Source organism: Microbacterium sp. DT81.1 (assembly GCF_049844955.1).
Lineage (GTDB): Bacteria > Actinomycetota > Actinomycetes > Actinomycetales > Microbacteriaceae > Microbacterium.
On record NZ_JBNCMA010000004.1, the window covers coordinates 171320 to 197617 of the forward strand.

21 protein-coding genes are annotated in these 26298 nt (G+C 66.9%); 17 read left to right on the plus strand and 4 right to left on the minus strand.

What is annotated here, in order from left to right; genetic code table 11:
- Positions 1–22: 22 nt before the first annotated feature.
- From ACLQ2Q_RS12320 to ACLQ2Q_RS12345, 6 genes are all read left to right on the plus strand, one after another.
- Entirely contained in the window at positions 23–1384 is a 1362-nt protein-coding gene (locus tag ACLQ2Q_RS12320) for a hypothetical protein (RefSeq protein ID WP_425820757.1), read from the plus strand.
- 343 nt (positions 1385–1727) lie between these two features.
- Entirely contained in the window at positions 1728–5879 is a 4152-nt protein-coding gene (locus ACLQ2Q_RS12325; RefSeq protein ID WP_425820758.1) for a hypothetical protein, read from the plus strand.
- Between the two features lie 2 nt (positions 5880–5881).
- Positions 5882–6307 (plus strand): hypothetical protein, encoded by a 426-nt coding sequence (locus ACLQ2Q_RS12330; RefSeq protein ID WP_425820759.1) that lies wholly within the window; start codon positions 5882–5884, stop codon positions 6305–6307.
- A gap of 1069 nt (positions 6308–7376) precedes the next feature.
- Positions 7377–7625, plus strand: a complete 249-nt coding sequence (locus tag ACLQ2Q_RS12335; protein WP_425820760.1) for a type II toxin-antitoxin system Phd/YefM family antitoxin — start codon at positions 7377–7379, stop codon at positions 7623–7625.
- Positions 7622–7888 (plus strand): Txe/YoeB family addiction module toxin, encoded by a 267-nt coding sequence (locus ACLQ2Q_RS12340; RefSeq protein ID WP_425820761.1) that lies wholly within the window; start codon positions 7622–7624, stop codon positions 7886–7888. The genes ACLQ2Q_RS12335 and ACLQ2Q_RS12340 overlap by 4 nt, the downstream gene beginning before the upstream one ends.
- A gap of 124 nt (positions 7889–8012) precedes the next feature.
- On the plus strand, positions 8013–9434 hold the full coding sequence (locus ACLQ2Q_RS12345) for a serine hydrolase (RefSeq protein ID WP_425820762.1): 1422 nt from the start codon (positions 8013–8015) through the stop codon (positions 9432–9434).
- 81 nt (positions 9435–9515) lie between these two features.
- On the opposite strand, the gene ACLQ2Q_RS12350 is transcribed toward ACLQ2Q_RS12345, so the two are convergent.
- A complete protein-coding gene (locus ACLQ2Q_RS12350; protein ID WP_425820763.1) occupies positions 9516–9953 on the minus strand; it encodes a VOC family protein in 438 nt (145 codons plus the stop codon).
- 581 nt (positions 9954–10534) lie between these two features.
- Here ACLQ2Q_RS12350 and ACLQ2Q_RS12355 point away from each other — a divergent pair.
- The 8 genes from ACLQ2Q_RS12355 (at position 10535) to ACLQ2Q_RS12390 (ending at position 20462) form a co-directional block, all read left to right on the plus strand.
- Positions 10535–10624: a potassium-transporting ATPase subunit F gene (locus ACLQ2Q_RS12355; RefSeq protein WP_425820764.1), complete on the plus strand. Its 90-nt coding sequence runs from the start codon at positions 10535–10537 to the stop codon at positions 10622–10624.
- Positions 10624–12315 (plus strand): potassium-transporting ATPase subunit KdpA, encoded by a 1692-nt coding sequence (gene kdpA / locus ACLQ2Q_RS12360; RefSeq protein WP_425820765.1) that lies wholly within the window; start codon positions 10624–10626, stop codon positions 12313–12315. Before ACLQ2Q_RS12355 ends, kdpA begins: the two co-directional genes overlap by 1 nt.
- 2 nt (positions 12316–12317) lie before the next feature.
- Positions 12318–14492, plus strand: a complete 2175-nt coding sequence (gene kdpB / locus ACLQ2Q_RS12365; RefSeq protein WP_425820766.1) for a potassium-transporting ATPase subunit KdpB — start codon at positions 12318–12320, stop codon at positions 14490–14492.
- A 20-nt stretch (positions 14493–14512) separates the two neighbouring features.
- Positions 14513–15124, plus strand: coding sequence for a potassium-transporting ATPase subunit KdpC (gene kdpC / locus ACLQ2Q_RS12370; RefSeq protein ID WP_425820767.1), 612 nt, complete (start codon positions 14513–14515; stop codon positions 15122–15124).
- Positions 15125–15145: 21 nt separating this feature from the next.
- Positions 15146–17674 carry an ATP-binding protein gene (locus tag ACLQ2Q_RS12375; protein WP_425820768.1) on the plus strand — a complete coding sequence of 843 codons (2529 nt, stop codon included), beginning with the start codon at positions 15146–15148 and terminating at the stop codon, positions 17672–17674.
- Positions 17671–18381 carry a response regulator gene (locus ACLQ2Q_RS12380; protein ID WP_425820769.1) on the plus strand — a complete coding sequence of 237 codons (711 nt, stop codon included), beginning with the start codon at positions 17671–17673 and terminating at the stop codon, positions 18379–18381. Before ACLQ2Q_RS12375 ends, ACLQ2Q_RS12380 begins: the two co-directional genes overlap by 4 nt.
- A 97-nt stretch (positions 18382–18478) precedes the next feature.
- Entirely contained in the window at positions 18479–19771 is a 1293-nt protein-coding gene (locus tag ACLQ2Q_RS12385) for a TrkH family potassium uptake protein (RefSeq protein WP_425821061.1), read from the plus strand.
- Positions 19764–20462, plus strand: a complete 699-nt coding sequence (locus ACLQ2Q_RS12390; RefSeq protein ID WP_425820770.1) for a potassium channel family protein — start codon at positions 19764–19766, stop codon at positions 20460–20462. The genes ACLQ2Q_RS12385 and ACLQ2Q_RS12390 overlap by 8 nt, the downstream gene beginning before the upstream one ends.
- 24 nt (positions 20463–20486) lie before the next feature.
- Here the strand turns inward: ACLQ2Q_RS12390 and ACLQ2Q_RS12395 are convergent, their stop codons facing one another.
- Positions 20487–22403 (minus strand): amino acid transporter, encoded by a 1917-nt coding sequence (locus tag ACLQ2Q_RS12395; protein WP_425821062.1) that lies wholly within the window; start codon positions 22401–22403, stop codon positions 20487–20489.
- 438 nt (positions 22404–22841) lie between these two features.
- Here ACLQ2Q_RS12395 and ACLQ2Q_RS12400 point away from each other — a divergent pair, with 438 nt between their 5' ends.
- Positions 22842–23630: an alpha/beta fold hydrolase gene (locus ACLQ2Q_RS12400; protein WP_425820771.1), complete on the plus strand. Its 789-nt coding sequence runs from the start codon at positions 22842–22844 to the stop codon at positions 23628–23630.
- Between the two features lie 15 nt (positions 23631–23645).
- A complete protein-coding gene (locus ACLQ2Q_RS12405) occupies positions 23646–24437 on the plus strand; it encodes a MerR family transcriptional regulator (protein ID WP_425820772.1) in 792 nt (263 codons plus the stop codon).
- Positions 24438–24614: 177 nt separating this feature from the next.
- Here ACLQ2Q_RS12405 and ACLQ2Q_RS12410 read toward each other — a convergent pair whose 3' ends face one another.
- Together ACLQ2Q_RS12410 and ACLQ2Q_RS12415 are read right to left on the minus strand one after the other, a co-directional pair.
- A complete protein-coding gene (locus ACLQ2Q_RS12410; protein WP_425820773.1) occupies positions 24615–24986 on the minus strand; it encodes a hypothetical protein in 372 nt (123 codons plus the stop codon).
- A 421-nt stretch (positions 24987–25407) separates the two neighbouring features.
- Positions 25408–25818 carry a winged helix-turn-helix transcriptional regulator gene (locus ACLQ2Q_RS12415; protein ID WP_425820774.1) on the minus strand — a complete coding sequence of 137 codons (411 nt, stop codon included), beginning with the start codon at positions 25816–25818 and terminating at the stop codon, positions 25408–25410.
- Positions 25819–25927: 109 nt separating this feature from the next.
- On the opposite strand from ACLQ2Q_RS12415, the gene ACLQ2Q_RS12420 reads away from it, so the two are divergent.
- Positions 25928–26296, plus strand: coding sequence for a DoxX family protein (locus ACLQ2Q_RS12420; protein ID WP_425820775.1), 369 nt, complete (start codon positions 25928–25930; stop codon positions 26294–26296).
- The last annotated feature ends 2 nt before the right edge of the window (positions 26297–26298 follow it).

Genomic DNA, 26298 nt, shown 5'->3' on the forward strand with positions numbered 1-26298 from the left:
GCCGGCTGTTTAGCCTCGGAATGTGACGAACGACCTGCTCGCCGCACCTCAGACGCGCTCGCGCGCGGTCGCCGCCGCGCCGTGGATCGGACTCGGCGTCGCCGTCCTGCTCATCGCCGCCGCGATGCTCTTCCCGCTGCTGTCGGGCCTGAACGTGCACGTGCGGTGGTTTCCCCCGCTGCACGCGCAGTGGATGCCGCGCGTGGGCCCCGGGACGCTCGCGGCGATCGTCGTGGCGATCCTCGCGATGCGATATGCCGTCGATCTGGCGGCCCGGATGCGCTGGCCCGCACTGCAGCTCGCGGCATTCGGCGCGGGCCTCGCTTGGATGCTGAGCCTCGCCACCGTCGACGGCGCGAAGGGCCTCTCGGCGATCCTGGAGACGCAGTATGAGTACCTGCGGACCGCTCGCGCCGTGACCGACGTCGGGGCGCTGCTGCGCGACTACATCGCGCACATCCCGCTCGACTCGCCCGACAATTGGCCGGTGCACATCGCAGGACATCCGCCCGGGGCGGTGCTGTTCTTCGTTGCGCTGGTGCACCTCGGGCTGGCAAGCGGGCTCGCGGCGGGGATGGCGGTGACCGTCGTGGCGGCGACGACGCCCGTCGCCGTGCTCCTCACCCTCCGGCGTCTGGGTGCCGAAACGGCCGCGAGGAGGGCCGCGCCCTTCCTCGTGCTCGGACCGGCGGCGATCTGGATGTCGGTCTCCGCCGACGCGATGTTCGCGGCCTTCGCCGCGTGGGGTCTGTGCGCCCTCGCGTTCGCAGCCACCGCGCGGCGGCCGGCTGCGACGGCCGGCTGGGCCGTGCTCGCCGGTCTTCTTCTGGGCTACTGCGTGCTGCTGTCGTACGGGCTGCCGCTGCTGGGCGTGCTCGCGGTCGCGATCCTGTTGCTCGCGCGCCGGTGGTCGCCGCTCCCGTGGGCGGCGGGGACGGCCGTGCTCGTCGTGCTCGCCTTCGCAGTGTCGGGCTTCGCATGGTGGGAGGCGTACCCCGTGCTTGTCGAGAGGTACTGGGTGGGCGTCGCCAGCAACCGGCCCTTCCCGTACTGGGTCTGGGCGAATCTGGGCGCGCTCGCGTTCAGCGCCGGCCCGCTCGTCGGCGCCGGGATCGCGGTCGCCCTTCAGCGCGCGAGAGGACTGCGCTTCCGTGCGCGCGACGACGTGGTCGTCGTCGGGATCGCTCTCGCCGCCCTGGCGACGGTGCTGCTCGCCGATCTCTCGGGAATGAGCAAGGCGGAGGTCGAACGGATCTGGCTGCCATTCGTGCCGTGGCTGCTCGTGGGCACGGCGCTGCTCTCGCATCGATGGCGTCGCTGGGGCCTCGGCGGGCAGATCGTGTTCGCGCTCGCCGTGCAGCACGCGCTGGCGACCGGCTGGTAGGCGAAGCCCCGGCGAACACCGGTCCGTCCGGAGTTCGTAACCTCGCGGCCGCGTCCTCGTTCGGGACGACGTGACGTTCCTCATCGTTGTTAGCCATGAACCGCAAGCTACGCCGCCGCCTCGTCCGCATACGGGGGCCTTGCGAAAAGCATGTATCGCTTTGCTCGCCCGAAGAAGCCGCCCTCGAGCCTGGCCGGGGCACCGGGCGTCGCCTAACCGTCCAGACGGGTCGGAATAGGGCATTTGCCCGATGGTTCCGCGGTCGCTTCGCAATAGCGTGCCGTTCAGGCGACCCGACGAGGTCGGCCGATGGTCAGCCGGCTCGGTCGGCATGGAGGGTGACATGTTCCGGATCGGAAACATCACGACGTCGCACGCCCGGGCATGGGTGGCGAATGCAGCCCACGGCCGTGACGTGCTGGCCCCGGGCGACCAACTGGAGCTGGACGTTCCCGGCGGGACGAAGGTGGAGCTGCGCCGCATCCTCGACGACGCCGTGATCGGTGTGGCGACCCTGCCCGCAACGCCCCCGCCGGCAGTCACGTGGATCTCTGCGAACGCGCCCGCGGCGCCGGCCCGAGCCGAGCTCCCGCCCCCTCTCCCCGGGATCCCGAAGCCACCGGCGGTGCTCAACGCGCGAGGCGAGCTGCCGGTGTGGCAGGACTACGTCACCGTCGCGATCAAGCAGATCCCCGCGCAGGAGGACGACCTGCTGTTCAACACCCGAGAATGCCCGATCCGGCGCGGGGTCACGATCTCCGCCTCGTTCATGATCTGGTCGCCCACCCGGGACCCGGTGCTGCGAGGCTACGACGGGGTTGAGGTCCTCGACCTCGCAGAGCTGGAGCTGGTGGCGGACCACATCGTTATCGCGGCGCCCCTGCGCTTCCCGGGCACGAATGTGACCATCCGGTGCCGCACGCTCGAGTTCCAGGCCGACGGAGCTCACAGCGGCAGCATAGACACGACGCCTCTGGACTTTCCGGTCGGGGTTCCCGCATACACGTCGACTCGCTGGTCGAACAGCCAGGATGCGGACGATCACACGACTTATCCGGGTGTGGTCGATGCAACCGGGGCGGCGGTGCGGGCACTCGCCGGCCAGGGCGGCGCGCCGGGTCAGGGTGCCGGCACAATTACGCTCGAGGTGAAGGAGATCCTGTTCCCGGTCAATCCGGGCAAGATGTTCATCGGGCACGGCGGCCGGGGCGAGGAGGGCGAGCCCGGCGGTCTCGAGCCGCGCGCCAAAGGCGACACGATGCCCGCGACGCTGACCCGCCGGGACCTCTCGGCCGCCGTCAAGACGTTCAAGGTCTCGGGCTCGGTCAGTTCGTGGCGTTGGCCGTCTGCGATGTACGGACTCACGGATCCCAACATCGGACCCACGAACGTCGGGTACGCACGTGTGCTGTTCATCGATGACGTCGGGTTCGAAGACGACGCGAACGAGTTCGTGCTCGGCACCAGCTATTGCAAGTACACGCTGGCCGGGGATGATGACCCGCCCGATGACTTCTGGAACCGCCGCGGTGACTCTGCGCAAACCCCGCATCCTCCGACCTATCCGGCCGGCCCGGCGGCCTATCCAGGCGGAGCGCCGGGACGGTCGGGGGCGGGGGCGGATGTCCGCTTCAATCTGGCGACCGTGGGCCGATTCACACCGCGGATCGACAACGCAGGTGGCGCGGCGGCCGCCGCGACTCCTGCCGTCGCGGGCGCCTTCGGTCGCGCCGGGACCGACCTGATCGCCGTTGACGTCATCGCCATGAAGAGCTCGGGCCTGCACCGCCATACCGACTACAGGCCGGAGTCGCGCTCGTATCCGCTCGCCACCACGAAAGGTGCGGATGCTGTGGCCCAGCCGTCGCCGGCACCGGGGCTCGCAGGACGCGTGTCGGACGGCGCCGTGCCCGCAACCGCGAGCTTGTCGGACCACCAGCGGTTCTCCGCTCGGGTCGGTGCGTGCTCGTCGTGGCTGGATACGGCCGCCCTCGACGCCGTGCTGGCGCAGGCTCGTGACACCTTCCGCGCCGGCTTCCGGGCAGAGGCCTGGGCGCTGCTCGAGCCCTACGCTGCCGAGCGGCTCGCAGGGAGTGAGGTGCCGCAGCCGCAGGCCGTTGTGATCGACACTCTGCGCGGTCGCATGAACGCGAACCTCGACTATCGCGGCCGGCCCGTCGGGTACGTTCCGAAACTCGATGCGATCTCGAGCTTCTCGAACAACCAGACCATCCGCGTGATCTCCCAGCGGCTCATCGCGTTCGCCGATGATGCGATATCGGCATTCGACGCACTGGAAGCGCAGGTCGACACGCTCGAGGCGACGCGCAGTGGAATCGCGAGCAAGATCGAACAGGCCGCCGCGCAGGTCCGGGACGGCATGCAGTCCCTGCAGACGAGCGCGGACGACCTGGAGAGCGTCACCCGCGACGTTCAGGCGAAAGCGGAACGGGTCAAAGCCGTCACCGCGGAGGCCACGCTCGCAGCGAAGGGGCAGGTGAGCGCCCAGGAGGTGTTCAGCGGTTGCTGCCACCTCATCGGAGGAGTCATGCAGGCCATTCCCGTCGGACAGCCCTACCTCGGTCTGGCGGGCGCGGCCGTCGGAACCGTCGGCGACTTCACTATCGCGCAGGATCCTGGGCAGGATCCCGCAACCTTCTTCGCGGATCAGACGACCAAGCTCGCGCAGGGGCTAGGGGGCGATGTGAAGACCTTCCTCAGCCAGAACCAGGATCAGATGAAGTTGAGTGCGAGCGCGGATCCCTCGATTCCTGCGAATCAGTCGAAGATGCTTGAGCTCTCGATCCTCATCACCAAGGCGCAGGCGGGTCTGACCACCGACGAACAGGCTGCTGCGTCGGCGACCGGGGCCCAGTTGGCGTCGCTCGAGACGATCGCGAGCCAGGCGGGAACGCTCGGTGCCGACAAGGCCGCTGCCAAGGAGAAGCTCGCATCCACCATAGCCGAGAAGGCTCCGCTGCAGACCGCGGCCGAGCGCGCACAGGATGACTGGTACCAAGCGCAGATCGGCCACGGCGGCGACCAGACTGCCGCGAAGAAGGCCTTTGACGATGCCGTCGCACGACTCGTCGAGAAGCAGGCTGAGGTAGCGACGCACACGAAGACGATCGCGGACCTCGACAGCAAGGTCGTCACGGCCAAGAACGGCATCCGCCAGGCGAAGAGCGACAAGGATATCCTCGACGCCCAGGTGGCGAAGGCAAAAGCCGATCAGGACAACCGCCGCCAACAGGTCACGGACGTGTGCGGGAGGCTGCGCAGCGCCGGGGACGGCCTGACAGGGATCGGCGCCGGTCTGGGCGAACTCATCCGTGCCGGGAACACGTCCGACTCGGATCCCGCGGTTCAGGCCCTCGTCCAGAAGACGCTCGCCGCCAGCCCGGACTTCGCGGCGCTCCAGAAGGAGTTCGCCGCCCTGGCGGACAAGCAGACGGCGGCGATCGCGACGCTCCAGCGCGCGCAGTCCACGATCCGTTCGGCACATGCCGACATCGCTTCGGGCCTTGATCAGATCACGGCGCTCACCTCGAAGGTGACGAGCATGTCGAGCCTCGCCGACGTTCGCACGCGCCAGCATCTTGCCGAGCTGCGAGAGCGGGGTCGCGAGTACGCGCGCGAGTCCATCGACAGCCTGGTCGACGCGCTGCGGTACGAGTTCGTGATGGACATCCGTCCTGATGCCCTCGACGATGTGATCGGCAGGAAGATCCAGCAGGTCACCACGGCGGGCCCTGTGTCGCCGCCGACAGGCAAGCCGGCGAACCCGGTCGAGGATGCCTATTGGACGGCGCTGTGCACCCTCGCCCTCGACGCTGAGCGCTCGAGCGCGCAGCGAGGCACCGCGAAGGTCACCCAGGCGCACCCCGAGCTGGACGCGAAGCTGCTCGCCGAGCTCACCACCTTCGGACAGGTCACGGCCCACGGCGTCTACGATCTGCGGATCGTCCCCACGTTCACGTGGCACTCGGCGCGGGTCGCCGAAATCCGCATCAAGGAAGTGGACACCGAACCTCGGCTGGGGCCGGACGACTACCTCCAGATCGTCGTCGAGCATTCCGGAAGCCAGCTCATCCTCGAGCAGGAGGAGACCCGCGACCAGGATCCGAGCCGGAAGCCCACGTCGCAGTACTACTTCTTCCAGGGCGGAACGGACCAGCCCCGGCAGTGGCTGGCGCGCGCCCAGACCACCAGCGACAGCGCCTCGTATGTGGTGGCGCCGTGGAAGGACGCGCGCAAGGGGCGCGAGGATCTGCTCAGGATGATGCTCAAGGCCAATTCGACGGCACCGGATGCCACCGTGCAACTGGCACCGTACGACCCGGGCGTGTACTCGCTGTTCAAGATCGAGGTGACGCGCCCTCCGGGCCGGGATCGGACCACGCCGGCCCTGCCCGTCATCACCAAGCTCACGCTCGAGATCGACTACTCCGCATCCTTCGACGAATCCCTGCAGACGAACCCCCCAAGGAGCTGACCATGACCAGCACATTCTGGCGCGACACGACGGGCAGGACGTGGGCCCATCTCTCGGAGATCCGCGACGAGGCGAGGCTCCGCGGCAGCACCAACTGGCGGGAGTGGGATCCCGTCAACGGATCGGCCCTCGGAAGGAACGACGCTCTCATCGTGATCGGGCTCGATCGGCGCGAAATCGCCGCCGACCTGCCGCCCAGGTTGGATGTGGGGGCGACGAATGCCGGCGACGTGATCATCGTCTTCGGGCACAAGTCCGGCAAGACGGTCGGCACGGGACTGGTCGAAGTGGTCATCGTCCCGAGCAGTCATCCGCTGTGCCGGCCAGGTGCGGCGCGACCTCGCAGCCTCGAGGAGATCGCGAGGACGACCGGGAGCATCCTCACGATGGACGATCTCAAAGGGATCCTCGAGAACTGGCACCGCTGACGACACGGCAGGGCAACGCGCGCCACGGAGCTTGAGAACTTGAGCGAGCGTCGAGCCCTTCGGAAGATTGAAGATCCGACGCGCATGAGGTTCTGGATCGTAGCCGTTTGTGAAGTGGGTCTCGGAGCCTGACGCCTCGAAGACGAACGCGGGCAACCCCTCGGCGTACTTGCTTTGGCGCGACTGTGCCCTGGCTTGAGAGTGACCTCACGCACCGCGACACCCTGAGCGGCGAAGAAGTTCATCGCCTCTTTTTGTGGACCGATCATCCAGCCTCGGTTAGCTGACGATCGATGAGGACACGGGCACGCGCCTCCGCAGCGAGGCGGTGAGCGTCGTCGGCAGGGGTCATGGCACTCGAGAGATTAGTGGCCGCTCTGCAGAATCGAGCCTCACGTCGGCGCTCTGCAGGAGCAAGCCTGACGTCGGCGCTCTGACCGGCCAGGATGCACGCAAGCCGGTCGTTCTGAGAAGACATCGAGTATGACCGTCGGGCTACCCGTCACCGCAGAACTGCGCGCCGATTACCTACCCCCCGGGACTGCCCCGCTTAGGTGCCTCATCCGCGTGTGTTCCGGCTGAGCCCAGGCGCTTCATCAGTGCCTGGCGGCTGAGCTTGGTGCAGGCGCTGAGGGGGTTCCAGCTCTGCCCGCCGGCGCGGAGGACATTCACGAGTTCATCGCGTTCCGCGAGGTGCCACGCAATTCGAAGTCGCGCGGGATCCGTTGCAGACACTCGGATCGGGGGAGCGGAGGATAGGGGATTCGAACTCTCATTTTGAGGGGTGCGAATACCGCATTTTACCGCGTAATTCCGCGGTTTTCGGTATGCCGAAATCGTGGCACACCAGCATCCCCGGGCATATAAAAACACGGCGTGTCGCGATTAACTGTGCCAGTAGATGTGCCACGCGACTAGCGATTGAGCCATGCGTGCTTCGCTGGCTCTGTTCCACATCGGGCAGCCCGGGGCTGGCGAAGAGGGTGTCCTTGAATTCGGCTTGAACTGTCGACTCCGGCGCGCCACGCCGAACGGGTGGTACCATTTCTGGTACGACTTTGGAGGAATGATGGCGATCACGACGAGCGAAGCGCGGCGCGACCTGTTCGGCCTCATCGAGCGCGTCAACCTCGATCACACTGAGGTCGAGATCACGTCGAAGCGCGGTTCTGCCGTGCTGATGTCCAAAGACGAGTACGACTCCCTCGTGGAGACGAGCTACCTCTTACGTTCTCCCGAGAACGCGCGCCGGCTCCTTAGTGCGATGGAGGGCGTGCGAGCGGGTGACGTCACAGAGCGCGAGCTGCTCGAGTCTTGAGCGACCGTACGCTGGCGTGGACCGCCGAGGGGTGGGAGGACTACCTCTACTGGCAGACTCAGGATCGCAAGACCCTCAAGCGCATCAACGCACTGATCGGCGACATCCTCCGAGACGACCCGTTCGAAGGCATCGGCAAACCCGAACCCCTCAAGCACGCTCTGGCCGGAGCATGGTCGCGACGAATCGATGAGAGCAACCGCCTCGTCTACGTCGCCAACGAGAACTACGTCATGATCTTGCAGGCCCGGTACCACTACTGACGCCCAGCCCGGAGACCCGCGGCTCGGTCGACGCGGACTAAGGCTGTGTAAAGAGCGGACTCTCCCGCAGAACTAGGTTTCGCTGTGCCATCTGGCAGGGCCGATGAGCAGGAGAGCATCGGAGATGTCGGCGATTGTCCGAATCCAGCGCAAAACCCTCAAATCGAAGGACTCCGTGCTCCATTCGGAGATCAACCGTGCTCTGGTGCTCGAGCCTGACGAGGTGCACCATTTAGGTGGGCCGTCTCGTGGAGTGAGAGGGGCGATCATGCCAGGACCGGGGCAGGAGCTCAAAGCGGGGTTGCGTGAAGGAATTAGCGACGACCTCGCCGCGTCGGTGAATTTCGATGACCTGGCGGCGATGGTGGGTCGGCGACGAGGGGAGCGCGCACAGATCGAGCAGGCGGTCAAGGAGCGGCTGCTTGGCCCGTCGCCATCGATCGACGTTGACCGTTTCGGCGTCCTGGGGCCCGCCTTCCGTCTCGACGTCGACGGGTTCAACGCCGAACTGTTGTCCCAGCTCAGTGGGCGCTGTCATGGATTCGTCTACCGGCTGCTCGAGAAGGACGGCCCTGGTCTGAGCGTGCAGAGCGGATGGGCGCGCGATCCGGCGGACGGGGACGTGCGGTGGCATCCCGATGTACGCATGCATGTGGCCAGTGTCAGCAAGATGATTACGGCGATGGCGGCGGTGAAGGCTCTGGCGGATGCTTCCGTCCCGGTGCGGACGGAGATCTGGCCCTGGCTGCCGATGTACTGGCAGCCGCGCGGACCCAACATCGATCGAGTGACTTTCCAGATGCTGCTGACTCACGAGTCGGGACTGTGGCATGCCACCTCGGACGAGATCGACTTCGACGAGGTCAAGGCCAACGTCTATCGCGGCGCGCTTTTGGGTGTCCCGCTGGGCATTGAGAAGTACCAGAACGTCAACTTCTCGCTGTTCCGTATCCTCATTCCCGTGCTCACCGGAGCAATCAAGCCCTCGATGACAGCGCCCAGTGGCGACGAAGCGGAAACAGACCGGCTCTGGGACGCACTCACCATAAAGGCATACGGCGACTATGTTCACGAGAACGTCTTTGCACCGGCCAACGTTGTGCACGCGCGCACTGTCAGCAGCGCCGGGGACGCGCTGGCCTACCGCTGGCCGAATCCCGCCGGGGGATGGGACTCGGGTGACCTCAGCGACTACTCGGGCACCGTCGCCTGGCACTTGAGCGCGAACGAACTGGTGCGAATAATGCAGGCTCTCACCGACGGGTCGATCGTGGGGCGCAATCGCATGCACCGGATGCTCGACGGAGGCTGGGGAGTCGACCAGGCCGGCATGACCCGCGCCGGCCCCTACTTCCTCAAACCCGGCTCGTGGCAAGGCGGCATGAACCAGATCGTGCAGGCTGTGGCCGGACTGCTGCCCGGCGAACTCCCGTTCGCGGTCCTCGTCAACTCTGACCTCGTGAACGGTGCACCGACCCCAGCCTCGGTGGACCTGGTGAGGGTAGTGATGGCCGCCGCCACGGCCCACACCGCGCCAGCCGCGTGAAGTGCGCGCAGCGCAGGGCTGCGTGAGAACGCCGTTGAGCTCATCCCATGAGGTGACCTCGTGCCAGGAGTACGGGGCGGGTCACCCCTGCGGCGACCAGTCCTGCGGCTCCCCTGGCTTATAGGTTCCGAATGTCCACTCGTAGCCTTCGAGGTCCCGGACACGACAGCGATAGTTGCCCCACTCCGTGTCCGCTGGAGCGATGACATCGATCGCGCCCGCTGCCAGGGCTGACCGGTGAATGGTGTCGACCGCCTCCGGCGACGTCAGCGTGAAGACCAAGCCGAAGCCGACGGACTCGCCACGGGGCTCCGGACGCGCGTAGCCGGCGCGATCACTGAACACCGTGAACGCAGCGTCGCCGAACCGCATCTCAGCGTGCTGAATACCTCCCTCGTCGTCCGGCCACTCCATGGTCGTCCGGAAACCGAAGGCGCGCTCCAACCACCGCAGCGCTGCCGGCGCATCCCGATAGGGGATCTGTGCGTACAAGGTGACGGCCGGCGCCGAACTGTCCATGATCACTCCTTCGTGTTTTCGAAGCATCGGTCGTCTTATCCTGCAGTGCCCTTCCGGACCGATCAAGGATGCCCGCGGGCCTCGTCAGGCGTGTCAGGCGGCCCGGAATAGGTTTCGCTGTGCCATTGGACGTGGCCCGGGTCGCCTTGGTCGGCTAATCCGTCGGGTCGACGCATTCGCCTGAGCCAGAGCAGTCGTGCGGTGAGCGCGCATGCAGCTTTTCGCTCGAGGCGGGCAATCCAGCGCCCGATGGCTGCGCGCTGCCTCGGATCGATGGCGGTGGGGCCTGCCCGTACCTTCGTCGATGTCCTGTGAGTCGGGAATCTCGAATCCGTTCGTGAGGCCGGTATGAGGATCGGCCGCAGTGCGTGCATGCGTTCCGTGAGGATGCGCAACGGGGGAGCCGCGGAGGTGTTGCATCGGATCTCGTGCCCCCACAGGGCACCTGCGCCACAGACGCGCGGAATCTGCCCGGGGTGCCGGGATCTGATGGGAGTTGCTGTGCTCGATGTGATCTATCTAGTGATGATGGTGGCGCTGTTCGCCTTCGTCGGGCTCGTCGCCAAGGGGGTCGAGAAGCTGTGATCGTGTTCGAGATCGTCGCTACCGCTCTCGCTGTCGGCGCGATCGTCTACCTCTTGAGCGCGCTCGTGAAGCCGGAGCGGTTCTGATGGCGGCGGTAACCGCCGAGACGCTGTGGTTGGGAGTGCTGCAGTTCGCCACGGTCTTGCTGGTACTGGCGCTGCTGTACCGCCCCCTCGGCGACTACATCGCACGCACCTATCAGAGCGCGAAGCACCTGCGAGCCGAACGCGGCTTCTATCGGCTGATCGGCGTCGACCCCGCGTCGGCGCAGACGTGGCAGGCGTACACCCGGGCGGTCCTGGTGTTCTCGCTGATGGGCGTGCTGTTCGTGTATGCGCTGCAGCGGTTCCAGGCCGTTCTCCCCTACTCGCTCGGTCTGCCTCCCGTCCCGGAGGGGCTTGCCTTCAACACGGCGGTCTCGTTCGTGACGAACACGAACTGGCAGTCCTACTCGCCCGAGCTCACACTCGGTTACACGGTTCAGCTCGCCGGCTTGGCCGTGCAGAACTTCGTCTCCGCCGCGGTGGGTATCGCGGTGGCGATCGCCCTGGTCCGGGCGTTCGCCGCTCGCCGGTCCGGCACCATCGGAAACTTCTGGGTGGACTTGACCCGCGGCACGTTCCGGCTTCTGCTGCCGTTGTCGGTCCTCGCCGCGGTGGCGCTGCTGGTCGGGGGCGTGGTGCAGAATTTCAACGGCTTCACCGAGGTCACGACGATCACCGGGGGCACCCAGGTGCTACCCGGCGGTCCTGTCGCCTCGCAGGAGGCGATCAAGGAGCTGGGCACCAACGGCGGCGGATTCTTCAACGCCAACTCCGCGCATCCCTTCGAGAACCCGGCACCCTGGACCAGCTTCCTGGAGATTGTGCTGCTGCTCGCGATCCCGTTCGCTATGCCTCGCGCGTTCGGCAAGATCGTCGGCGACAACCGCCAGGGCTACGCGATCCTGGCCGTGATGGCGACCATCTTCGTCGTCAGCGTCTCGGTGCTCTCCCTGCTGGAGGCATCCGGTCAGGGCACTGCGCCGCAGCTGGCCGGCGGCGCCATGGAGGGCAAGGAGCAGCGCTACGGGGTGCTCGGCTCTGCGCTCTTCGCCGGCGCGACGACTCTCACCTCGACCGGCGCCGTCAACTCGATGCACGACTCGTACACGGCGCTCGGCGGCATGTTGCCGATGATCAACATGATGCTGGGAGAGGTCGCCCCCGGCGGCGTCGGCTCGGGGCTGTACGGAATCCTGGTGCTCGCCATCATCGCCGTCTTCGTCGGCGGGCTGCTGGTGGGGCGCTCCCCGGAGTACCTGGGCAAGAAGATCGGCCCTCGGGAGATCAAACTCGCGAGCCTGTACATCCTGGTGACGCCGGTCCTGGTGCTCGCAGGAACGGCGCTGAGCTTCGCCCTTCCGGGCATCAGCGAGGACGTCGAGACGGTATCGATCTGGAACCCCGGCGTGCACGGCCTCAGCGAAGTGCTGTACGCCTTCACCTCGGCCGCGAACAACAACGGGTCGGCCTTCGCCGGTCTGACCGCGAACACGCCGTGGCTGAACACCGCCCTGGGTGTGGTCATGCTGCTGGGCCGCTTCGTGCCGATCGTGCTCGTGATCGCCCTCGCCGGGTCTCTCGCCGCACAGGACACCGTTCCCGCCACGGCAGGAACGCTCCCCACCCACCGCCCGCAGTTCGTCGGGTTCCTCGTCGGCGTGGCGGTCATCGTCACCGCCCTCACCTATTTCCCTGTACTCACGCTGGGTCCCCTGGCGGAAGGGCTCGTCTGACCATGACCACCGCAACACTCAGCCCCGCCCCCGACCGGGCGCCGCACACCACCGAATCCACCACCCAGCCGGCCGGCTCGTTCAGCTGGGCGCAGCTCATCCAGGCGCTCCCCGCAGCCCTGCGGAAGCTGAACCCGGCGGCGCAGTGGCGCAACCCGGTCATGTTCCTCGTGTGGGTCGGCGCCGCACTGACCACGGCGATCGCGATCGCGGAATCGTTCCTCGGCGGCCCCGCCGATTCCGGCGGCACCCCGGTGCCTTTCGGGTTCACGTGGGGCATCGCGATCTGGCTGTGGCTCACGGTGCTGTTCGCGAATGTCGCCGAGTCGGTCGCCGAAGGACGCGGCAAGGCGCAGGCGGCCAGCCTGCGCAAGACCCGCACCAGCACGCAGGCGCGCCGGATCTCCGGGTACGACGAGACGACGGATGCCGCGGCCGAGGACACGGTCACCGAGCAGGTCCCGTCCTCCGACCTCCGACTGGGCGATGTCGTCGTCGTCGCCGCAGGGGAGCTGATCCCCGGCGACGGCGACATCGTGTGGGGCATCGCCACCATCGACGAATCCGCGATCACCGGCGAATCGGCCCCGGTGGTGCGTGAATCGGGCGGTGACCGCAGCGCCGTTACCGGCGGCACTCGCGTGCTGTCGGATCGCATCGTGGTGCGCATCACCTCCAAGCCCGGGGAGACGTTCGTCGACCGGATGATCGCGCTCGTCGAAGGGGCGAGCAGGCAGAAGACACCGAACGAGATCGCGCTCAACATCCTTCTGGCGAGCCTGTCGATCGTCTTCGTCGTCGTGGTGCTCACCCTTAACCCGATCGCCTCGTACGCCGCCGCCCCCGTCAGCATCACGGTGCTGGTGGCGCTGCTGGTCTGCCTGATCCCGACAACGATCGGCGCCCTCCTTTCCGCGATCGGGATCGCCGGGATGGACCGCCTGGTGCAGCGGAACGTGCTGGCGATGTCCGGGCGGGCCGTCGAAGCCGCGGGAGATGTCACCACCCTTTTGCTGGATAAGACCGGGACGATCACATACGGCAATCGTCGAGCCAGCGTGTTCGTGCGCATGCCCGGCGTCGGCGAAGACGTGCTGGCGCGTAGCGCGGCGCTGTCCTCACTCGCCGACCCGACTCCCGAGGGCACATCGGTCGTCGAACTGGCCGTCGCGCGCGGCATCCAGGTGGAAAGCCCCGACGGGGCAGTCGTGGTGCCGTTCACCGCCCAGACGAGGATGAGCGGCCTTGACCTCGCAGACGGCTCTCAGATCCGCAAAGGCGCCGGCTCCGCCGTGCTCGCCTGGCTCGCAGAGGGCGGTGAAGAGGTGGCCCGCTCAACCCGAGCCCAGGTGATGAGCGAGGCCGATGCGATCGCGCAGTCGGGTGGCACGCCGCTCGTCGTGGCAACCAAAGCGGGCCCCCGGGGCTCCGAGACCGGGACGGTGCTCGGCGTGATCCACCTCAAGGACATCGTCAAGGACGGCCTGCGCGAACGGTTCGCGGAACTGCGCAGCATGGGGATCCGCACGGTGATGATCACCGGCGACAACCCGCTCACCGCGAAGGCCATCGCCGCCGAGGCAGGCGTCGATGACTACCTCGCCGAGGCGACACCCGAGGACAAGCTCGCGCTCATCAAGCGGGAACAGGAGGGCGGCAACCTCGTCGCGATGACCGGAGACGGCACCAACGACGCCCCGGCCCTCGCGCAGGCGGACGTCGGCGTGGCGATGAACACCGGCACGTCGGCGGCGAAGGAGGCCGGCAACATGGTCGACCTGGACTCGGACCCGACCAAGCTGATCGACATCGTCCGCATCGGCAAGCAGCTGCTCATCACCCGCGGCGCCCTCACCACCTTTTCGCTGGCCAATGACATCGCCAAGTACTTCGCCATCATCCCGGCGATGTTCATGGGCGTCTTCCCAGGACTCGCTGTCCTCAACGTAATGCAGCTGAGTTCCCCGGCATCGGCGATCACCAGCGCGATCATCTTCAACGCCCTCGTCATCGTGGTGCTGATCCCGCTCGCACTGCGCGGGGTGAAGTACCGCCCGGCCAGCGCTTCGCAGATCCTCAGCAGAAACCTGCTGATCTACGGAGTGGGCGGCGTGATCGCACCATTCATCGGTATCTGGCTCATTGACCTGCTCGTGCGCCTGATCCCCGGCTTCTGAGCCCCACAAGGAGAAACCACATGTCCTTCACACGCAGCACACTGCGACAGGCGAACGTCGCTCTGCGCACGATGATCGGGCTCACCCTCGTCCTCGGAGTCGGGTACACGCTGCTGATCACCGGCATCGGACAGTTCGCGCTTCCGTGGCAGGCCAACGGATCCCTTGTCCGTGGAGCGGATGACCGGCCGGTCGGCTCGGCGTTGATCGGTCAATCGTTCGCGGATGCCGAGGGCGCTCCGCGCGCTGAGTACTTCCAGTCCCGTCCCTCGGCCGCCGGCGACGGCTACGACGGAGGTGCGTCCAGCGGCAGCAACTGGGGCCCCGAGAACGCGGACCTCGTCGCCGCGATACAGGAACGGAAGACCGCGATCGCCGCGTTCGAGGACGCGGACCCGGCCGACATCCCGGTCGACGCCGTCACGGCATCGGGCTCGGGCCTGGATCCGCACATCAGCCCCGCCTACGCGCTGCTGCAGGCCGATCGTGTCGCACAGGCGCGCGCTTTTGAAATACGGGCGGTGCGCGATCTGGTGGCCTCGGCCACTCAGGGACGAGACCTCGGATTCCTCGGCGAGCCACGGGTCAACGTCCTCGAGCTGAATCGTGCGCTGGACGCCCTGGATGACTGAGCGCGACGGAAGGATGCACCGATGATGCGTGGGAGGCTGCGGGTCTTGCTCGGCGCCGCTCCCGGCGTCGGTAAGACCTACGAGATGCTCCTGGAGGGTCGACGGCTGCGCGGCGAGGGCCGCGACGTCGTGATCGGGGTGCTCGAGACGCACGGACGTGCCGCCACCGCCGCGCAAGCCGAAGGCCTGCCCGTGGTACCGCGTCGCCGGGTAACCCACCGGGAGGTGACGCTCACCGAACTAGACGTCGACGCGGTCATGGATCGAGCGCCGGACATCGCCCTCATCGATGAGCTGGCACACACCAATGCGCCCGGCTCTCGCAATCCGAAACGGTGGCAGGACGTTGAAGAACTGCTGGCCGCCGGCATCGACGTGATCACCACGGTGAATGTGCAGCACATCGAATCGCTCAACGATGTGGTGGAGAAGATTACCGGCGTCACCCAACGCGAGACGGTGCCCGACGCGGTGGTGCGCGGCGCGGACCAGATGGAAGTGGTCGACCTGGCCCCGCAGTCGCTGCAGGACCGCCTCGCCGCGGGCCTGGTCTACCCCGCCGAGCGGGTGGATGCCGCACTCTCGAGTTACTTCCGGCTCGGGAACCTGACCGCGCTGCGAGAATTGGCGCTCCTCTGGCTGGCGGACGAAGTCGACAGCGCGCTGAACCGCTACCGGGCGGAGCAGGGGATCCAGGGAACCTGGCAGGCCCGTGAACGCGTCGTCGTCGCGCTCACTGGCGGCCCCGAAGGAGACACGCTGATCCGCCGCGGGGCCCGCATCGCGGCTCGCTCCGCTGGCGGGGAGCTGCTGGCGGTGCACGTGTCCAGCCAGGACGGCACCCGCACCGCCGTCCCAGGCGCGCTGACGACTCAGCGCGCCCTCGTCGAAGCCCTCGGCGGCACCTTTCACCAGGTCGTCGGCGAAGACGTTCCCCAGACGCTCGTCGATTTCGCCCGTTCCGTCAACGCCAGCCAGCTCGTCATCGGCGTAAGCCGCCGCGGCCGCCTGGCCGCCGCCCTCACGGGGCCCGGCATCGGCGCCACCGTCATCCGCGCATCAGGAGACATCGATGTGCACATCGTCACGCATGCCGCTGCGGGCGGTGGATTCGCCTTGCCCCGCATCACGGGCGGGGCCCTGAGCATCCGTCGCCAAGCGCTCGGATTCGCTGTCGCCCTCGCTGTGGGGCCGCTGCTGTCCTGGCTGCTGTTCCGCACCAGCAGTCCCGAGTCGCTGGCCTCGGCCGTGCTGGCCTACCAGCTCCTCGTTGTCGTCGTCGCTCTGATCGGCGGGATCTGGCCGGCGCTGTTCGCCGCGCTCCTTTCCGGTCTGACGCTCGACTTCCTGTTCGTCGAACCGCTCTTCACCGTCACGATCGCGGAACCCCTGCACGCCCTCGCCCTGGTGCTTTACGTAGTGATCGCCGTCCTCGTCAGCTACATCGTCGACCAGGCCGCACGCCGCACCCGCACGGCCAGACGCGCGGCCGCAGAGTCGGAGCTTCTCGCGACCGTGGCCGGGAACGTGCTGCGCGGGGAGAGCGCCGTGCCCGCGCTGGTGACACGGGCGCGGGAAGCGTTCGGCATGACCGGGGTGCGCCTGGTCGCGCCCGATGGAACGATCCTGGCCACCGACGGCGAGCCCGTACCGGACAACCGTGCCCTGCACATCCCGGTCGGACCCGACGGCGCGCCCCGGGCCACGCTGGAGCTGCACGGCGGGGAACTGGATGCACCGGAACGCCGGCTTCTTGAGGTCGTCATCGCCCAGCTCGCCGCGGCCTTGGAGCACTCCGACCTCGCCGAGACAGCTCGCGCAGCGGATGCGCTGGCCTCCACCGATCAGGTGCGCACTGCTCTGTTGTCCGCTGTCAGCCATGATCTGCGCCGACCCCTCGCCGCAGCCGTCGCCGCCATCGGCGGGCTCCGCACTTCAGGCGCACACTTGAGCGATGCTGACCGGGCGGAACTGCTTGCCACAGCGGACGAGAGCCTGACGGCGCTGACCACGCTGGTCACGGACCTCCTCGATGTCAGTCGTGTGCAAGCGGGCGTTCTCGCGGTCTCGTTGGCACCGCTGGACGCCGCGGGGGTGATCGCCTCCGCCGTCGACGAGCTCGGATACGGACCGAATGAGATCGACCTCGCCCTCGATTCGGAGCTGCCGCCCGTGCACGCCGATCCGGTGCTGCTGCAACGCGTCCTGGTCAACCTGGTAGCGAACGCCATCCGGTACGCCCCGCCGGGAAGCCGTGTCCGGGTCGCCACCAGCCACCTCCGAGGCACCGCCGAGATCCGCGTGATCGACCACGGCATCGGCGTCGCCGCCGAACGACGAGAGAGCATCTTCACCCCATTCCAGCGCCTGGGCGACGATGACAACACCACCGGCCTCGGCCTCGGCCTCGCGCTCTCGCTCGGTTTCACCCAGGGAATGGGCGGCACGCTCACCGCCGAGAGCACCCCCGGAGGAGGACTCACCATGGTCGTCTCCCTCCCCGTGGCTGCTCCGGCCGATTCCGCAGCTACCGCGGAGGAGCACGCATGAGGGTCCTGGTCGCCGACGACGACGAGCAGCTGGTGCGTGCCCTGCGCATCACGCTTTCCTCCCACGGCTACCAGGTCATCGCCGCGCCCGACGGCGTCTCGGCGGTTACCACGGCGGCGGAAACCCATCCTGACGTGGTCCTCCTGGACCTGGGTATGCCACGGTTGGACGGGGTCGGGGTGATTCAGGCGTTACGTGGGTGGACGAATGCGCCCATCATCGTGGTTTCGGGACGCACCGGATCGGCCGAAAAGATTCAGGCGCTGGACGCGGGCGCGGATGACTACGTGACCAAACCGTTCCAAATTGACGAGCTGCTGGCGCGTGTGCGAGCGCTCACCCGACGCGCCATTCCCGGAACCGCCGACCCGGTCGTTACCTTCGCTGACGTGGTCGTCGATCTCGCCGCGACCCTGGTGACCCGGGCGGGTGCGCGCGTGCACCTCACCCCTACGGAATGGCGGATGCTGGAGTATCTTGCCCGCACCCCGGGCGCGCTGGTGACGCGGGAAACCCTTCTCAAAGGCATCTGGGCAAGTGAGCAGATCACCGACTCCGGTTACCTTCGCCTCTACATGTCCCAACTTCGCAAGAAGCTGGAATTGAACCCCAGCAGACCTCGCCATTTGATCACCGAGCCTGGGATGGGGTACCGGCTCGATCTGTCGGACGCGTCGAGTCCTCCGGTGGTGGTCGGTGAAGAGTAGCGTTTGGCGGGTGACCTCGCGCCTTTCACGGCCCTCCGGCCGCTGGGGTCTCGGGCAGATCCGGCGGTTTCGGCTGCACCCCGCACAGGCGGTGGTTATGGGGTTCGGGAGTGCCGTAGCGGTCGGAACGCTGCTTCTCATGCTGCCCGTCTCCAAAACCGGACCGGGCGGCGCGGGGTTCATGGAGGCGCTGTTCACCGCGACAAGCGCCGTCTGCGTGACCGGCCTGACCGTCGTTGATACGCCCACGTACTGGAGCGGGTTCGGTCAGGTCGTGATCATGCTGATGATCCAGCTCGGCGGACTGGGGATCATGATCTTCGCCGCCCTGATCGGGCTCGTGCTGGCCCGCAAACTCACCGTACGATCCCGGCTGAACACCGCAGCAGAAGTGAAGGCGAGCGGGCTGGACGACGTGCGGGGCATGGTCCGCGGGATCGTCCTCATCTCCCTCATCGTCGAGGCAGCCGTGTTCGTCCTCCTGCTGCCCCGATTTGCGCTCCACTACGAGTACGGGCTAGGCAAAGCGGCATGGCACGCGCTGTTTCACGCGGTGTCTTCGTTCAACAACGCCGGGTTCGCCTTGTACACGGACAACCTGATCGGGTTCGTCGAGGATCCCTTCATCTGTCTGCCGATCTGCGCCGCCATCATCCTCGGCGGGCTGGGCTTCCCGGTGATCATGCAGCTGCGGAAGCACTTGCGCCAGCCCCTGCACTGGTCGATGAACACCAAGCTGGTGATCTGGGGGACCGTGATCCTCCTCGTCGCGGGCACGGCGTACATCACCGCCCTGGAGTGGAACAACCCCGACACGTTCGGCAAGCTCAGCCCGTGGGGGCGGCTCTTGGCCGGGTTCTTCCACTCCGTACAGACCCGCACCGCCGGATTCAACTCCGTCGACATCGGCGCCATGCGGGATGAAACCTGGCTCGGCATGGACATCCTGATGTTCATCGGAGCCGGTCCGGCCGGAACCGGCGGCGGCATCAAGGTGACCACGTTCGCGGTGCTCTTCTTCATCATGGTCACCGAGCTACGCGGGGAGGGAGCGGTGAACATCTTCGGGAAACGGCTCTCCCGCGCCGTGCACCGCCAAGCCATCACCGTCGTGCTCATTGCTGTCGCCGCCGTCATCGCCGGTGCGGCCCTGCTCATGATCCTGACAGGCGAGAACCTCGACCGGGCGATGTTCGAAACCGTGTCCGCCTTCGCCACGGTCGGCCTCTCCACCGGCATCACTGCGGGTCTTTCGGATGCCGCGCAGCTGGTGCTCGTGATCCTGATGTTCCTGGGCCGGCTCGGGCCCCTCACCCTTGGCTCGGCGATCGCACTGCGACAGCGCCGCATCCTCTACGAACTCCCCAAGGAAAGGCCCGCCATTGGCTAAGTTCCCCTTCTTCGGCGCCCCGGAGACATCCCGCCGCATCGCCGAAGCCGACTCCGTAGCGGTCATCGGCCTCGGCCGCTTCGGCAGCTCCCTTGCCGCCGAACTGATGACAGGGGGAACCGAGGTGCTCGGCATCGACCTGGACGAGGAACTCGTCCAGTCCCACAACGGCATCCTGACCCAGGTCGTTCGCGCCGACTCGACGAAACGGGAAGCCCTCGAACAGCTCGCTGTCGATGAGTTCGACCGGGTCGTCGTCGCCATCGGCGGCGACATCTCCGCGTCGATATTGACCTGCTCCGTCCTCAAGAGCATGGACATCCCCGTCATCTGGGCCAAGGCCGTCGATGACCAGCACGGACTCATCCTGGAGCAGCTTGGCGTGCACCACGTCGTCTATCCCGAGAAGGACATGGGCCGCAGAGTCGCCCACCTCGTCCGCGGCGCCGCGCTGGACTTCATCGAGATCGCCCCCGGCTACGCCATGGTGAAGGCCCCCGCCCCCTCGACCATCCAGGGCAAACCACTGGGAGAAACCGGCATCCGCAAGACGTATGGCGTAACCATCGCCGCATTCCACCACAACGGCACGTGGAACAACGCCGACAACACCACCATCCTCGACGCCGACGACACCATCCTCGTCGTCGGTCCCACCCGCGCCGCCGAGAGCTTCGCTCAGCTGCTCTGACCGGTCCTGGGGCCTGAAGGTCGATCAGCCCCCGACGTGGATCACCGGCCGGTCCATCGGGTCCCTGTCGGTTTCGCGGAGGATCTCGCGAACCACAGGAGCGGTGTCCCCCCGTCCGAGCAGCAGGTACCGGACCATGTGCAGCAGCGGGTTGCCCTCCGACCACTCGAAGTAGGCATGTGGCCGCTCGCCGGTGACATCTCGCAATGCGATCAAGATGGCGGCGATCGCGTTAGGCACGGCGGGGCTCTCGGCCCGCAGAACCCGATGGCCATCGACCTCCAGTCCGGTGACACGAAGCACCTCGCGGAACTCGGACGGATCCACCACCTTGATCTCGAGGAAGAGGACATCCGCACGGCCGGGAACGGGATTCAGGCGCCGCTGGGCGGATTCCTTCTGCGCGTACTCGGTGGCCTCGCCCGTCTCAGGCCGGTTCGCGATGATGTTCAGCCGGCCGTCGTACCGGAGCGAGTCGGCGATGAACCTGCGGGCGTTGTCGTCGAACTCGAGTCGCTCGGCACGGATCTCCGTTGTGCGTGACACCCGCGACACGAGGGAGACGACGATGATCCCGAGGATGAACAGGGCGGAGATCGCGAGGCCGTCGGGTTTCTCGATGATGTTGGCGATGAGCGCGTATCCGAGCACCGCCGTGAGAACCGCGAACCCGACAATGGCAAGCCTCGTGCGTCGGCGGATCGTGGAGATCAGGACGGCGACGGAGGCGGAGACCATCATGGCGAGGATGCCAGTGGCGTATGCGCCGGCCTGAGCGTTGACATCGGCCTGGAACGCGATAGTGATGACGACGCTGATCGCGGTGTAAACGAGCACCACGGGCCGCACCGCTCTGCTCCACTCCGGTGCCATGCCGTAGGCGGGGAGGTATCGGGGCACGATGTTGATGAGCCCCGCCATGGCGGAGGCACCCGCGAACCAGAGGATGAGCACCGTGCTGATGTCGTAGACGGTGCCGAAGCCGTCGCCGAAGAACTCATGGGCAAGATAAGCCAGGGCTCTCCCGTTGGCCTCGCCGCCCGGCTGGAAGGCATCCGTGGGGATGAGCAGCGTCGTGACCAGGCTGCTGGAGAGCAGGTAGACGCTCATGATCGCCGCGGCGGCGGTGAGGAGCTTTCGGGTGTTGTGGATCCGGCTGTTCAGTCGGTCTTGCGGTGTCGTGCCATCGGCGGCGACGAGCGGCATCATGCTCACTCCAGTTTCGAAGCCGGAGAGTCCCAGAACGAGCAATGGGAAGGCGATGAGTGCGGGTAGCAGCAATCCGCCTGGAGTGTCGCTGGTCGCAGTCAGCGCCGTCAGCCAATTCGTGACGTCTGCGGGATGCGTCGCGATCTGCACCAGTCCCGCGGCGATCACCACGGCGTTCAGGGCCAGGAACACCGCCACGAGCGGGATGGCCACGTTCACCGCTTCGGTGAATCCGAGGAGGAATACGCCGCCGAGGATGAGCAGAAGGAGGATCGTGATCGGTACCGCGAGGCCGGCCGCCGCCGCCGGCATGAACGGGTTCTCGAGGAGGTGGACGGTGGCGTCTGCGGAGGACAGCGTGATCGTGATGATCCAGGAGGTCGCGACGAACCCGAGCAGGATCAGGACGAAGATCTTGCCCTGCCAGAACGGGAGCAGCCGCTCCAGCATCGCAACCGAGCCCTGCCCATGCGGACTCTCCTTCGCGACGCGCCGGTACATCGGAAGCATGCCGAACAAGGTGAGCGCCACGATGAGAAGCGTCGCCAAGGGCGAAAGCGCTCCCGCAGCCAGGACCGCAATCGCCGGCAAGTAGGACAGCGTCGAGAAGTAGTCCACTCCGGTGAGACACATCACCTTCCACCACGAATGACCGGCCGCCCTGCTCTCGACGCTCTCCGGCCCTACCGGCTGCACCGTATCGCGCAGCAACCAGCGGCCGAGCGGCGTGATTGTGGCGCCTCGCCGCGACGGTCCGGCAACCTCCGACGGAAACACGAACTCGTCCCAACGCGGCACCCTGCAACTCCTCACTTGCCCCCGGCTTGTCCGAGCCCACCAAATCCTCGCACCGCGACGGGAGCCGCACACCTCGAAAACGGCCCGGCGCCGTATGGATACCGTTAGGAATCGGCCGAAATGTCTCTAGTCCTCAGGCAGCGTGAACTGAGATAGGCGCTCCCAGGCCTCCGTCCCGTCCAGACAGCTCCCCAACGACCGCTCGTGAAGCGCGCGCGAGTCGGTGCCGGTGCGGGTTGGCAGGCCCCGCGGCCACTGAGGAGGCCAAGGCGCTCGAGTGCCTCCAGCCAGCTGGTCTGGACGCTTGACCCTGACGCACCGTCAACGCTGCACGCTGAGTCAAGCGTTGTAGAACGGAACGGAGACACCACGATGCGCACGGCCCCGACCCGAACTTGGACCGGCATGGTGCCGGTCGGCGATACGGCCCTGGCCGTCACCGATTCGGGTGGGTCCGGGACGCCGGTGCTTTACCTGAACGGACAGTTCGCGACGCAGGGCTACTGGCGGCGGGTCATCGCCGAGCTCGGGCCGGACTGGCGACACATCACCTACGACGAGCGGGCTCGGGGGCGTAAGTCCCGCCGTTCAGCGGACTATTCGTTTGCCGCCGCTGTCGAAGACGTCACTGCCGTGCTCGACATTCGAGACGTCGACCGAGCAGCGGTGGTCGGGTGGTCGTATGGCGCGTTCGTCGCCGCCCACTGGGTGAGCGACAATCCGGGGCGGACGATCGGATCCGTCCTCGTCGATGGGGCGCAGCCGCACGACTGGCTGACGGACGAGATGGAGCAAGGAATCCGGACGGCCTTCCGCCGCCTGCAATGGCTGATGGTGCCGCTGCGTGTGACGGGACTCACGCCGCGGATGACCGCCGCGGAGATGGCCGAATGCAACATCGAAGTCGGCAGGCTCGCTCGCGAGCGGCAACTCGGTCCGGTGATGGACAGGATCACCGTCCCGACCCGCTATGTCCTCGCATCCGGAACCTCGTTCGGCAGCAAGGGGGATGGGCAGGAGACGATCCGGGCCAGTGTTCCGGCGGTGGCCGAACGAAACCCTCACATCACGATTCACGCCAAGGTCGCCAGCAATCACGGGGCGATCCTCCGCAAGGACTTCCGCGCGATCGCCGAGGCGGTCCGCGGCGTCGCCGGTTGAGGCAGTCTGGACCCCATGCTCACGATCAGCCAACTGGCCTCCTACGCCGGCGTGACGGTGCGAACAGTCCGGCACTATCACCAGATCGGCCTACTCGCCGAGCCCGAACGCGACCACTCCGGCTACCGCAGCTATAACACTGCCGCGGTGGTGCGGCTTATCCGGATCCGCGTGCTTGCCGACGCAGGCGTCCCCCTCGCCCGTGTGCAGGAACTCCTCGACGCCGACCCGGACGAGTTCGCCCGCGCCGTCGGGGAGATCGATGAGGGCTTGAGCGCCGACATCCGTCGCCTGCAGAGCCACCGCACACGGATCGCCCAGCTCGCTGCAGGCGATCACCTGGCCCTTCCCCAGGTCGTCTTGAACTACCTGGACCGGCTGCGCGGGCTCGGCGTCGGCGAGGCATACATCGAGCTCGAGCGGGACGCTTGGATCATGCTCGCCGCGCAGGACCCGCTCAGCATCGACCCCGTGATCGCCGAGAAGAACCGCCTGCTCGACGACGACCCCGACATGACGCGGCTCTATCGCCTCCTCAGCTCCGCCCCGGAATGGCCGCCGGACGATCCCCGAGTCGTCGAACTCGCCGACCTCGTCGAGCACCTCCGCCTGCGCGCAGTCCAGAGCGGCGAACTGCAGATCGGCGCCGCCGAACAAAGGGACCCTCTCACGGCCCTGCTGGATGCAGCCATGACCGAGTCAGCACCGGTCGCTCGACAGCTTCTGGCAATCCTCGAACAACGCGGATGGCGTGGCTGGAACCGACTCGAACGAATCCCCGAAGGGCGCGTCCCCCGCGATCGCTGAAACCCCACCGCTTGCTCCCGCCCTCTCGAAGAAGCGGGGTCAGATCCAGCGCCGCGAGGGTTCACCGTGGAGTGTCCTCCATCTCAATCCCCGCAAGCGGGTCGTTCCGACAGCACTTCCCGTGGGAGCTTTCGGGTACCCGCTCTCGCGGTCGTGCAGGGTCTGCATCGTGCCCAGTCAACCGTTCGACCGGGGAGCCATCTTCGGGTTTGTCCGGACTTTCTCGGTTCGCTTCATTAACGCCTGGCGGCTGACCTTGGTGCAGGCGCTGAGCACGCTCCAGCTCTGCCCGCTTATCCGAAGGACATTCACGAGTTCGTCCCGTTCGGCAAGGAGGCGGGCTTCCTGGCGGTGGAGGCGGTCCAACTCCTTCGAGAGCGATCCGAGCCGGTTCAGACCACCATGCGCGCTACCCCAACGCTTGATCAATTGACGTTCGCGAGCGGCCCGCTCCTCATCTGCGCGATGCTCCTCGATCGCGCGCTGACGGTCCGACTGTTCCCTTGCTTGCGCCGCTTGGCGCTTGGCATCCCGACGGCCACGAGCCATGTAACGAGGTTGTCACGCGAGACCAGACAGAGCAACGGATTGAGACGTGCCACTGAAGAGTGCCTGCGTGCATTGCGCTTTCTCTTCTCCGTTGGTCCTGGGTTGCGACTCGTTGAGTTCGCGAGCGACGTTCTCTAGGTCCGCTGCGAGTCGTCCTAAGCTGCGAGCCTCGACGTTCACAGGAGCAGCCGCGTCGGGGCATTTGCACGATCGGGTTTACCGAGGCGTGAGCCGGCAACGGCAGCACACATCGCGCCGACGCGATGCGATTCCGGGGGCGGCTCGGCTGAGGACCGGCTCGCGGGTTTCCGTCACCACGAAACTCGTTGGCGCTGCCCGCTTAGGGATCCATTGACGGGCACGCAACGGAAGCGGTGCCGCAGCGCGGCTGGAACTCGATCACGAGCTCTGCTATTCGGGGTCAGGCGTCCGTGTCGTATTCCACGCGTGCTTGTTCGATCGTCGCGTAGTGGGCGATTGCCCAGTCGGCGAGGGCGCGGGAGGGTTCGATCAAGGTGCGGCCGATAGAGGTGAGGTCGTACTCGACTCGCGGCGGCACTTCGGCGTGCACGGTGCGTGTGAGGAGCCCGTCGCGCTCGAGCCCGCGCAGCGTGAGGGTGAGCATTCGTTGAGAGATCCCGGGGATGTGCCGTTGAAGCTCGCTGAACCTCAGCCGGCCGCCCTGCAGCGTCACGATGATCAGCAGCGACCACTTGTCGCCGACGCGATCGAGGACATTCCGGACCGCGCGCCCGTCGCGCGATGAGGGCGCGCCTTCGCAGGTGCTCTCGTAGGGGGACTTCGGTTCGGGTTTGTCGACGGGGATGCTCACCGTTGGTTCCTTCGATGTTCGCGGCGCACACGGATGTGCCTTTTGTAAGCACTCCTGGGATCACAGATCATGGGGCTACTAACAAACAGTAACCCAGAAGGAATCGCCCATGCTTGTCGCGCTCTGGATCATCAACGCTCTTCTCGCCCTCGTCTTCCTGGCCGCAGGGTCGATGAAGCTGTTTCGGCCCAAGTCCGCCCTGCACTCTGCGGGAATGACGTGGACGGAGGAGTTCTCGGATGCCGGGATCAAACTGATCGCGGCCGCCGAAATCGCCGGTGCGGTGGGACTGATCCTTCCCCTGCTCACTGGCATCGTTCCCATCTTGACGCCGATGGCCGCGAGCGCGCTCGCGCTGCTGATGGCGGGGGCGAGCGTGGTCCACCTGCGTCGCAAGGAGAATCCGGCTCCGTCGGTGGTGCTCGGCATCCTGTCTCTGGTCAGCGCCGTCCTGGGATTCGTCGTCGTTCTGAGCTGACC

What these genes read in the sequence shown, in the direction of transcription:
- ACLQ2Q_RS12325 (WP_425820758.1), top strand. Translation starts at nt 1,728, where the DNA reads ATGTTCCGGATCGGAAACATCACGACGTCGCACGCCCGGGCATGGGTG.
- ACLQ2Q_RS12330 (WP_425820759.1), top strand. Translation starts at nt 5,882, where the DNA reads ATGACCAGCACATTCTGGCGCGACACGACGGGCAGGACGTGGGCCCAT.
- ACLQ2Q_RS12335 (WP_425820760.1), top strand. Translation starts at nt 7,377, where the DNA reads ATGGCGATCACGACGAGCGAAGCGCGGCGCGACCTGTTCGGCCTCATC.
- ACLQ2Q_RS12345 (WP_425820762.1), top strand. Translation starts at nt 8,013, where the DNA reads ATGTCGGCGATTGTCCGAATCCAGCGCAAAACCCTCAAATCGAAGGAC.
- ACLQ2Q_RS12350 (WP_425820763.1), bottom strand. Translation starts at nt 9,953, where the DNA reads ATGGACAGTTCGGCGCCGGCCGTCACCTTGTACGCACAGATCCCCTAT.
- kdpA (WP_425820765.1), top strand. Translation starts at nt 10,624, where the DNA reads ATGGCGGCGGTAACCGCCGAGACGCTGTGGTTGGGAGTGCTGCAGTTC.
- kdpB (WP_425820766.1), top strand. Translation starts at nt 12,318, where the DNA reads ATGACCACCGCAACACTCAGCCCCGCCCCCGACCGGGCGCCGCACACC.
- kdpC (WP_425820767.1), top strand. Translation starts at nt 14,513, where the DNA reads ATGTCCTTCACACGCAGCACACTGCGACAGGCGAACGTCGCTCTGCGC.
- ACLQ2Q_RS12375 (WP_425820768.1), top strand. Translation starts at nt 15,146, where the DNA reads ATGATGCGTGGGAGGCTGCGGGTCTTGCTCGGCGCCGCTCCCGGCGTC.
- ACLQ2Q_RS12380 (WP_425820769.1), top strand. Translation starts at nt 17,671, where the DNA reads ATGAGGGTCCTGGTCGCCGACGACGACGAGCAGCTGGTGCGTGCCCTG.
- ACLQ2Q_RS12385 (WP_425821061.1), top strand. Translation starts at nt 18,479, where the DNA reads ATGGGGTTCGGGAGTGCCGTAGCGGTCGGAACGCTGCTTCTCATGCTG.
- ACLQ2Q_RS12400 (WP_425820771.1), top strand. Translation starts at nt 22,842, where the DNA reads ATGCGCACGGCCCCGACCCGAACTTGGACCGGCATGGTGCCGGTCGGC.
- ACLQ2Q_RS12405 (WP_425820772.1), top strand. Translation starts at nt 23,646, where the DNA reads ATGCTCACGATCAGCCAACTGGCCTCCTACGCCGGCGTGACGGTGCGA.
- ACLQ2Q_RS12410 (WP_425820773.1), bottom strand. Translation starts at nt 24,986, where the DNA reads ATGGCTCGTGGCCGTCGGGATGCCAAGCGCCAAGCGGCGCAAGCAAGG.
- ACLQ2Q_RS12420 (WP_425820775.1), top strand. Translation starts at nt 25,928, where the DNA reads ATGCTTGTCGCGCTCTGGATCATCAACGCTCTTCTCGCCCTCGTCTTC.